6 protein-coding genes and 2 pseudogenes are annotated in these 7,674 nt (G+C 59.7%); 3 read left to right on the top strand and 5 right to left on the bottom strand.

The genetic code is table 11. From position 1 onward, the window contains the following. Both AC0L2B_RS06010 and AC0L2B_RS06015 read right to left on the bottom strand, forming a co-directional pair. A partial coding sequence (locus AC0L2B_RS06010) for a co-chaperone GroES (protein WP_473744584.1) occupies window positions 1–251 on the bottom strand: 251 nt, incomplete at its 3' end. Window positions 252–1,697: 1,446 nt separating this feature from the next. Beyond that, window positions 1,698–1,922 (bottom strand): annotated as a pseudogene (locus AC0L2B_RS06015) (recombinase family protein); the annotation flags it as partial. A gap of 16 nt (window positions 1,923–1,938) precedes the next feature. Between AC0L2B_RS06015 and AC0L2B_RS06020 the strand changes: the two are divergent. Next, window positions 1,939–2,004: pseudogene (locus AC0L2B_RS06020) on the top strand (hypothetical protein); the annotation flags it as partial. Window positions 2,005–2,063: 59 nt separating this feature from the next. Here the strand turns inward: AC0L2B_RS06020 and AC0L2B_RS06025 are convergent. The 3 genes from AC0L2B_RS06025 to AC0L2B_RS06035 all read right to left on the bottom strand — a co-directional run bounded on the left by AC0L2B_RS06025 (window position 2,064) and on the right by AC0L2B_RS06035 (window position 5,378). Beyond that, on the bottom strand, window positions 2,064–2,495 hold the full coding sequence (locus tag AC0L2B_RS06025) for a hypothetical protein (RefSeq protein ID WP_473512573.1): 432 nt from the start codon (window positions 2,493–2,495) through the stop codon (window positions 2,064–2,066). 1,372 nt (window positions 2,496–3,867) lie between these two features. Further along, window positions 3,868–4,467, bottom strand: coding sequence for an NADPH-dependent F420 reductase (locus AC0L2B_RS06030; protein WP_473744585.1), 600 nt, complete (start codon window positions 4,465–4,467; stop codon window positions 3,868–3,870). A gap of 173 nt (window positions 4,468–4,640) precedes the next feature. Beyond that, a complete protein-coding gene (locus AC0L2B_RS06035; protein WP_473744586.1) occupies window positions 4,641–5,378 on the bottom strand; it encodes an SDR family oxidoreductase in 738 nt (245 codons plus the stop codon). Between the two features lie 248 nt (window positions 5,379–5,626). Here AC0L2B_RS06035 and AC0L2B_RS06040 point away from each other — a divergent pair, with 248 nt between their 5' ends. Next, window positions 5,627–6,523 (top strand): LysR family transcriptional regulator, encoded by an 897-nt coding sequence (locus AC0L2B_RS06040; RefSeq protein WP_287119639.1) that lies wholly within the window; start codon window positions 5,627–5,629, stop codon window positions 6,521–6,523. A gap of 735 nt (window positions 6,524–7,258) precedes the next feature. Then, the gene (locus tag AC0L2B_RS06045) at window positions 7,259–7,528 is read left to right on the top strand and encodes a hypothetical protein (protein ID WP_473744587.1); all 270 of its coding nucleotides are present in this window, start codon (window positions 7,259–7,261) and stop codon (window positions 7,526–7,528) included. Window positions 7,529–7,674 lie beyond the last annotated feature (146 nt).

Raw genomic sequence — 7,674 nt, forward strand, 5'->3', positions numbered from 1 at the left:
TCTTCGCCATTGAGCTTGACTTCGGTGCCCGACCACTTGCCGAACAGGATGCGATCGCCGGCCTTGACGTCCAGCGGCACGAGCTTGCCGGCTTCGTCACGGGCGCCGGAACCAACGGCGATGATGTCGCCTTCCTGCGGCTTTTCCTTAGCCGTGTCGGGGATGATGATCCCGCCGGAGGTCTTGGATTCGGATTCGACCCGACGAACGACCACGCGGTCATGCAGCGGCCGGAAATTCGACTTTGCCATTTTGGATATCCCTGGTGCGGAGGTTGAAAGGTTCTCCGTTGCCGGAGCGTGGTTAGCACTCGCCAGTGGAGAGTGCTAACGTGGCGCTGAAATAGGCTGCGGGCTCGTACTAGTCAAGACGTACGAGGGGACGGCCGAAGAGCAAAGGATTTGGAATCGGCGCGGAAGGCTCGCCCCCGTACGGTGCATCCAACTGCCTTAGCGAGCGTTTCGGCCGTAAGCTCTGGGCCAACTTTCGTCTCTGTTTGGAATGTGAAATTATGTGAAATTAATGGCCGAGCAGTCGGCCGGAATCGATGGCCAGCCAAACAGTCTTGAGCTTTTTGCAATTCATCATAACCTAAGTGGCATCGCCAAAAGGAGCGCTTATCGCAATCGATGGTCTGCAAATGCCTGCCGAAGCGCCTGGCAATCCTAAAGCAAGGCGCTCGCAATTTGCTTGTTCGGTAGGTTCCGATCAGCAGGTCGAGAGGAATGCTCGTTTTGAGGACGATGTTTGGGAATTTCGTGATCGAGGTGGATTGTTTCCGTGGTGAGGTTTGCGTCGGCGATTAGATAGACAAGATGGCGCGCCCGTCCAGTGCGCCTACCGCGCGAATCTCTCCCTTCACGAATTCCGCCGTGAACGCAGCGCGTTGAGCCGCAACGGCACCGGAAAGCCTTGACGATCATGCCGGGTACTGGCGTGTGCTGCGATGTTGTAGGTGGTCAGGCGGGCCTTGACGTCATTGCGACGGTAAATGAGCAGCGGGGACCGGGTGGGGGGCTTGGGGTTAGTCCCCGCTGCTTTGAGCTGCCTTCGCAGGGTGCAGTGGCAGCACAACTAAATAGTGACTGAGCGATGACAGGACCCAGACAGCGGAGCCTTGGGCACCCTGTCAGTCTTACATCGGCTAGTGCCGCCCCCAAGGCTACCCGGGCGGGTGTCTCAAGAGTGCGGCGGGGACGGACCTTCAAAGATTGCGACTTCCGCACCCCAGCCTACACTCCGGCCTGACGCGCGTGCCCACCCAATGACGAGTGCCCACCCAATTGACCCCAGCGTCAAGCGACAGGTCATTAGTAGCCGATAAAGATCGCCCCCAAATCGGCCCCTTGGGCTAGCTCGGATAGACAATTCGGGTGAGCGGGTTCAACGGGGTCAAAAGGAGGGGTCGGAATATCCGGGCCAAATTTTCTTACGACCCATCGGATAACAGGCTCATGCGTGGCACCCCCCGTGCCCCTTCGGTTTCACCACACAGGCCCGAGCGAGACGACCGCCAGACGCCGAGAGGCTGCCCGGTGGCGGTACCTCAGACCGACATGAGCACGCGCTGGCGGGCTATCCTTGTCCAGCGGTTGGAGTGCGGAGTGTGCGTAGGGCATACCAATCGGGACGCCTACTTGCGGCTGTCGTCAGTGCAACGTAGCTACCGGGTAACGAAATGGAGGGGTCTATGTTTCTATGGCCGCATTGCGCTCCTGGTCCTCAGGCCGCTCCCGGTAGCGCCCTTCCTGCTTGGCCTTTCGGATACCCTGGGCCTGCCGCCGCCGCCTGTCGTCATAGTCCTTGCGGGCAATCGCAGCGATCATGTCCAGCATCATCCCGTTGATGGCCTCCTGCATCCGGCCGGTGAACTCGTCGGTTCCGCTTGAAGCCATGCTCCAGGAGGTGGGGAGGTCGAGACTGGTCTTCGTCTGCGCGATGTGGATCACCGGCTTCGACGTGCCAACCTGCTCGACGATCCATCTCGACAAGCCAATGAAGAACCACACTCTGATGCAGACGATCGCGCGCGCGAACCGAGTTGCGCCCGGCAAACAAGCGGGTCAGCGCGGATCGATCCGCTGCGCGACCAAACGCAGTCGTTGCGCGTGTGCAAGGTCGAGGAGGCGATCTTCAAGTTTACGGATCCCAACATTGCGGGGAAATCCAAGCTCACGCGGCGACTCGCGCCCGGTCGGCCGGATTTCGCAATAACCATCCGCAGGAAACATCGCGGAGCGAACCGACGCCGGCAGACGATCAATGACAAGCGTCTGAATTGTGACGACCTGCTCGCGCCGATAGGCGCCTTCGGCGACATCCCGCCAACGAACGCGTCCGCGCTGGCGAACCCAACGGACCTCGGCGACGGTGATATGCATATAGTCGCCGGCAATGGCCAGGCCACGATCAGATCCATCGCAGCTTCGTTGCGCACCGGGACGACCGCGGCGACGGAGCACATAGCCTTCGGCCTGTTGGCCTTCGCGATACATCGGTTTTCGCGCGCAAGCGTCCACACCGCGTCTGCCGCTCCCTTCGCGCTGCTGTATTCCTCTATGAGCCTATCGCGATCGCCTCCCGCATGGCGACGTCCATTGACGCTGCATGCTCTCTGCGTAGCCGAAAGGCCTCGAGGAATCGCTGGTGCAAGGAAGAGACTGCCATCCGGAACTCGTTCACAATGTCGTTGATCACTGCTTGTGCGACAGAGGGGTTGGCGGGCCTTCGCTCTTAATGATCTTGAGTGAAACGGAGCCGGGTCGGCTGCTTACGTCGACCGCTTAGGAAGAGGCGACCGTCGCGCGTTGGGCCGAGCAGTACGGAAACGGCTGCAGAGAGATAGCACGCGGGTATAGATATTGGGACATGCGAACAGCGTGTCGGAGGAGCACCGTGTCGATGTCACCATCGGCATCGACGTAGATGCAGCGCATCAGCTTCACCAGTTTGCCTGTCTCTGCGTGTCTTCTCGATCGTTTCCCCGACCAGATGGAGAGGCATTCTAATTTTTCCGTACTTCAGTACGTACTGCCGAGAAAGCCTTTCTTGGGTCGTCTTCCGAAGCGGAAACGTTGAAGGACAGAGGATCATTGGGCCTATGTGTCCACGCTAGCACGGTGATTCATCCAAAAAAATGCACGACAAGCTCCATCGAACAGGAGATTTGTCGTCAACCTGCCAGCGTATTACGTGATGTTGCTAGCACCGAAGAATTTCAAGCATCAAAGACTTGCCAATGAACGAACTCAAAAAGGTGTGCCCACACAATGTCACAGCAAATGAGAATGCGAAGCTTTGGCCGATCGAGGATCGACAGGATTCGACACGACACCCATCTCCTGCCAGCCCATTCCCGTCTACTCGACCTAGGGCTGTCGAGCATGAGCAAGACCGTCCTTGCCTTATGGTCTGTGAACTCCGGCGTTGACCTCGCCGAATGGCAGTCGTAAGTAATGCAGTCAAAAGTGTGCATACCGCGACGGCGACCACATTGTTTTAGTCTTTTCAACAGTCTAAGAATCTGACGGTATTCTTGACGGCATTCCTTGGAAAGATGATAAGATTTTACCAATCAAAACAAGCAGTTATAGACCTAATTGATCATTGAGTGGGAGTGAGGGGAGTACCGTGGAGTAGTATCGGATAGCAGAGGACACTCGAGCGAATCCTAGGCCATCGATAGCAGTCGATAGATTCTAGGCGATCCGCAGATCTGCCGCTCTGTCGGGCGTCTCCCCGCTCTTCGAACGGCGCCCATACGCCGTCAGGTCCACCCCAACCTTCGCGACTTTGTGGCCTTCAAATATTCGGTCGCGCGCTGCTCGCGCGACCAGTTCTCGGCGTCGATCACACGGTCGCAGACGATTACTGCTCCTTCTTGAATAGGTCCTGGAAGATCAGCTGGCCCCAAGTGCGGCCGCGTGCGTGCACCAGCGTGCCACCCTCGTTGAGCTTTCCCAGTTTGACGGGTGCGAACCCAAGTTGTTTGGCCAAGGCCGCCACGGGAGCGGTCGCATCCTCGTCGTCGCTCGACAGAAAGACGACCCGGTGGCCGCCCTCGACGATCGGATTGGCAGCCAGGGTGGCCGCAATCAGGTGATTGAACCCTTTGACGAGCTTGGCGCCGGTGAACGCCTTCGCGACGAAGGCGGAGGACGGGAGACCGTCCAGCTCTTCAGGGACTGGAAACACGTTCGTCGCGTCGATGACTGTCTTGCCTTCCCAACTCGGCAGAGCCTTCGCAACCTCGCGGTGCTCCCCGAACGGGACCGCCAAGATGATTGTGTCGGCCTTGAGGGCTTCCCGCAGCGACTTGGCGACGACCGTGGGTCCGATCGCCCGAGCCTGTGGCGCCAACGCCTCGGGCGGACGGCGGCTCGCGACGGTTACGTCGATGTTTTTACGGGCGAAGGCGTGGGCGAGGGCCTGGCCTATCTTACCGAATCCTACAATCGCATAGCTCATAATACTTCTCCGATCCGTGTTAAAACTAAAGTTCGCGAAGCGAACGTTGGCTAGGTTGCTCGCCCAATCGATTAAGTTCTGCGTGCACGCCTGGGAACGAACAGCGTCAGCGCCCTTGGCTCCGCGCCTGGTGATCCCGCGATTGGAGGGCCAACCGCGGGACGGCGTCGGGGTCAGACCTGGGACATGCCCCCGTCGACAACGAGATCGATGGCCGTCGTGAAACGACTGTCGTCCGAGGCGAGATAGAGGACCGCAGCCGCGATCTCCTGAGAAAGCCCGAAGCGTCCCAACGGAACCAGCGTGACGAAGAAGTCCGTCAACTCTTTAGCAATTCCGGCGAAAGCAGCCGTGTCACCGATCGCTCCCGGGCTAATGCTGTTCACCCGGATTTTGCGGTCCTTCAAGTCGTTCGTCCAGCTTCGCGCGAACGACCTGACCGCCGCCTTGGCAGCCGCGTACACGCTTGCTCCAGCATATCCCTTGAGGTGCGCGTTCGAGGCGTTGAGGATGATCGAGCCGCCGTCGCGCATTAGGGGCAGCGCCTTTTGGACGGTGAACAGCGTACCGCGGACGTTGAGATTGAGCGTATCATCGACCAACTGCTCCGAGATCAACCCTATCGGCTTGTCGACTTCTCCGCCGCCGGCGCTGGCGAAGACGATGTCGATGTGGCCCTTTACGGATTTCACCTTCTCGTAGAGCCGGTCGAGGTCTGCCAGGTTGGCGGAGTCGGCGCGCACGCCGGTCACGTTGCGGCCAATCGCCTTCACCGCCTCGTCGAGGACCTCCTGCCGCCGGCCGGTGATGAACACATAGGCCCCCTCTTCGACGAATAGTTTCGCCGTCGCAAGCGCCATACCGGAGGTACCACCCGTGATGACTGCGACCTTACCTTCAAGCTTTCCCATACCTTCTCCTGTCGTGGTGTCGGGACAGCATCTGGCCCCGAGACCCTCGAAATGGGTCCGCAGGCGTCAGTTGTTGAGTGCGGAAGCGCGCACATCGGTGGTGCGAAAACGATCCGCCGGACGACCTGACGCCAGCCGCGACGATCGGTGTCCGCCGTTCGACATAAGCTATGCTGACCGCCCGTACTGCTGTACGATGCGTTAGATACGGGCTTTGGAAGGCGCACCGCGCGGTGCCGGATTGCACCATGATCGACTGGGATGACATTCGCTACTTTCTTGCCGTGGCGCGCGGAGGCTCAGTGCGGGGTGCCGCCGAGGGCCTCGGGGTGTATCACTCGACCGTGCTGCGACGCATCGCACAGCTCGAGGAACGCCTCGGGGCGCAGATGTTCGAAAAGCTGCCTTCGGGCTACCGCCTGACGGCTGCGGGCGAGGAGGTCCTCGAGCTCGCGAACCAGATGGAAGCGTCGTCGCACCAGCTGGAGACGCGCGTCTTCGGGCGCGACCAGAGCGTGCGCGGGCTTCTGCGGGTGACGTTGGCTCCGACCCTCGCGACACACCTGCTCATGCCGGACTTCGCCGATTTCGCGCGTCTGCATCCGGACATCGAGATGGAAATCTTGTCGTCCGGCGAGCTGGCAAATCTGACCAACCGAGAGGCCGACGTGGCGATCCGCGTCGTCTACGACCGCAAAACCCTGCCGCTCAATCTTCACGGCCTGAAGGGACCGGAGCTGTTCGGCGGCGTCTACATGTCTCGCGATCGACTAGCCGCATGGCGTGCGGGCGCGCCTGATCCCATCCGGTGGATCGTCATAAGCACTCATGGAATTCCGGATTGGGTCCGCGAGGGTGAGGTTGGCACCACGGGGGTTCCATTCAGGACCACGGACGGCGAAGCGCAGATCGTTGCAGTACGGCAAGGGCTCGGAATGACGACACTGCCGTGCTTCGTCGGCGATGCCGATCCCCTACTGGTGAGGGTGCCAGGCACCGACCTGCACATGTACGGAACGCTCTGGCTTCTCACACAGGGGGAGACACGCAAGACGAAGCGCGTGCGGCTCTTCACGGAGTTTGTATCCCGCAGGCTCGCCGCGTACGCTCCGCTTCTCGCAGGGCTGTCCATATCGCGAGACTGACGCCCGGCAGGTCGCCGGCTTGCCGTAATCCGGTCGGAAGCCGGGCTGCGATCGCTTCAAGCGACATCGCGGTCGATCTCGCGCGCTGCTGACGGTAGTCTTCGGCTATGCCGGCGGCGCGGCGTCGCCAGTGGATTGGGAAATGTGGACCGATCGATATTGATAGTCGCTGAAAGCGGAGATTTTCTGGAACGATCAAATTCCTCTTTGAATTCAAAAGCCATCCGCATTTGACGGTTCGGCGACGGGAGTTTTCAAGGCGGGGAATATTGTTGCAACAATGCGAACAATCGAGTGGGAGTGAGGGGAGAGTGGCGCGGAGTAGATTAGAGTAGAAGAGGATAGGCAGGGAAACTGTGATGCGGCTCTGTGATACAGAATCGGCCTCTGGCAATGGATCTGAACAGCGGAACGACGAAGCAATCAAAGGGGTAGCGAAAAAGATGGCGCTAGAGTGTATCAATCCGCGCGATCTACCGACCCCAACGACCTATACTCAAGTCGTTGTCGCAAGGGGGGCCAAGCTCATATTCGTCGCTGATCAGGAACCGGAAGACATCGACGGGAAACTTGTAGGCCCCGGTGATCTAGCGGTCCAGGCACGCCAGGTGTTCGCCAATCTTGGTCGAGCCCTTGCGAGCCGCCGATGCCTTTCCCGAACAAGTGGCAAAGATTACGATCTACATTGGTAGCTACGAGCGCGATCACCATCTGGCGATCATCGAAGAAGCTTGAGTGGTGCTGTTCGGCGATCACAAGCCTGGCCGGTTCCTTGCGATGGGCGATAAGACGACAAAATGGTCGTATGTTTTGACAGACGATCTTGCCTCATATCTTGCAAAAGCCGCGACGTTTCCTGGAAGTGAAATCAACCGCCAAACGATCGATGTCGGCTGGCGCGATGGGGCCAGGAGCCAGCAAGAGGTCGCCGATCTCGTCTCCGAGGTCATAAAGAAACGCCTTAGTGTCCGGGCTGTGCCGACCTGCGCGGCTTCTCGGTGGTGACGGCCCCTTGATGGAAATGGTGTCGGCGCGTCTTTCGCTTGACCCGATCGTGGGGGGGGGGCGGGGGGGGGCGCGGGGGGGGGGGGGGGGGCCCCAAAAAAAAAAAAAAGCGAGACCGCGACGATATAAGGGGATGACACGGCCGG

It is taken from the genome of Mesorhizobium sp. WSM4815 (assembly GCF_055811575.1).